The 1,850-nt window shown below is 64.4% G+C and carries 2 protein-coding genes; both read right to left on the bottom strand.

What is annotated here, in order from left to right:
* Positions 1 to 92: 92 nt before the first annotated feature.
* Positions 93 to 1,433, bottom strand: a complete 1,341-nt coding sequence (locus CWO89_RS43795; protein WP_130584334.1) for a carbohydrate porin — start codon at positions 1,431 to 1,433, stop codon at positions 93 to 95.
* 19 nt (positions 1,434 to 1,452) lie between these two features.
* The coding region (locus CWO89_RS43790; RefSeq protein WP_283813592.1) for a CorA family divalent cation transporter at positions 1,453 to 1,850 on the bottom strand (398 nt) is incomplete at its 5' end.

The raw sequence follows: 1,850 nt of genomic DNA, 5'->3' as shown, positions 1-1,850 counted from the left end.
GCAAAGCGCAGCGTGCCCACCTTTCCTTGCACCGAACGTGGATGGTGGGCACGCTGCGCTTTGCCCACCCTACAAATTGCGGCGCGCCTCCGCTAATACACGATGGTCGTGCGCACGCCGACCATCACGCCATCCTTGATGCGATGCGTCTGCGTGGGATCGTAGGGGTCGACCGCGCCGCCACCGGGATGCGCGATATATTGAAACACCGGCTGCAGCAGGAAGCCGGGCCGGACCTCATGCTGATAGGTGACCTCGAAGATCGCCTCGTAGTCGCGGATCGGGTATGGCGTGCCGGTGAAGAACTGGGTGTCGCGGTCGAAGGCACGGGCGCGGTCGGATATCCTGGCGTAGGTCGCAGCGATGCCGAACCTGTCGTTCGGAAGGGCATCGCTGAAACCGGTGAGCAGGAAGCCGCCGTCGACATAGGTGCTGATCAGATTGCGATCGGACGGACTCACCGAGGCCCGCATGAAGAATGCGACGCCCTTGTCCGAACCTGGTGCGGCGCGCGCCAATTGCTGCTCATAGACCATGAACAATCCCTGGTTCCGGCGCCACCATGCCGGATCGCCGGAGCTGTTGGGATCGGCGAGCGACAGGCCGTCGGCCGAGAAGCGCTGATCGGGAAACGACATCATGTGATACCAGCCGCCGCCGGTGATCGTCGCCGGCAGCCGGCTCTCGCCAATCTCGAACTTGTACTTGAGCTGGCCGATCCACCACGGCGGATCGTTGACGCGGAACAGAAGACCGTTGGCATTGGCGATCTGCGAGTCGTCCGCGTCCGGCGGCGCCGCGCTGCCGTCGAACAATGCGAGATAGGCCGTGATCCGGTCCGAGAGCGCCGCCTTGATGCGGATGCCGGGGACGGCAAGCGGCGGTGACGGGCCGCCGCCCGGCAAATTGATGCCGGTGATGCCCGGCCAGCCCAACGCGGAGTTGATGAAAATGTCGTCGTATTGGCTATCGATAAATTCGACGTCCGAAGCCTGCTGCCCGACGCGGACGGCAAGCTTGCCGCCGAGCAGTTGCTGCTCGATCCAAAGCTCATAGAGCCGTGTCGCGGAAAGCGCCTCGACGCCGGAGACCAGCATCAGATTGCCGATATAGCTGCGCGACAGGCCGTCACCATGGATCTGGAACATGTTGGCGTGGAAGGTGGCGCCGGTCCAGCCCATCACCTTTTCAAGGTCAATGGTGGCGCCAAGGTCGAGACGCCCGGTATAGATGGCGCCGGTACGCATGCCGCCGGAGACGTTGGCGAGCCCCTCGCCGATATAGGTCAGGCTGAACTGGTAGCCGGCATCCGCCAGCCTGTCGCGCAGGTCCTTGTTGCTGCCGTCGGGCTGATCTGCCGCGCGGGCGGCTGCGAGGGCAACGGCGGTGATCGCCGCGAATGCCGTGACCGCGCGGATGAGCACTCGGTACATGCAATGATACCGCAGCCCGTTATTTGACGATGCCCAGGCGACGCATGATCAGGTAGGCAAGGCCGGAGGCGCCGATCAACAGCACCGCAGCCCACAGGAAGCCGCTGTCGACGTCGGTGAGCGGCAGCCCCTTGGTGTTCATGCCGAAGATGCCGGTGACCAGCGTCGGCGGCAGCAACATCATGGTCACGACCGACAGCGCGTGCAGGTGCCGGTTGCTCTCCTCCTCCAGCTTGAAGCGAAGCTCCTCCTCGAGCAGCCGGCTGCGTTCGCGCAGCTCGGTGATATCGTGGTCGAGGCCGTCGAGCCGCTGTGCGAGCTTTGCGGCATGCAGGCGTAGCGCCGGGCTGAGATTGTCGGGGCTTTTCTGCTCGAGCCGGTGGAACAGGACGCGCAAGCCGGCAAGCTGACGGTGCA

The organism is Bradyrhizobium sp. Leo170 (assembly GCF_004296405.1).
Taxonomy (GTDB): domain Bacteria; phylum Pseudomonadota; class Alphaproteobacteria; order Rhizobiales; family Xanthobacteraceae; genus Bradyrhizobium.
This window is presented reverse-complemented; position numbering and strand designations above follow the sequence as displayed.

Bases quoted from the DNA above. Each gene is read 5' to 3' on its own strand.
- CWO89_RS43795 (WP_130584334.1), bottom strand. From the start codon at position 1,433: ATGTACCGAGTGCTCATCCGCGCGGTCACGGCATTCGCGGCGATCACC.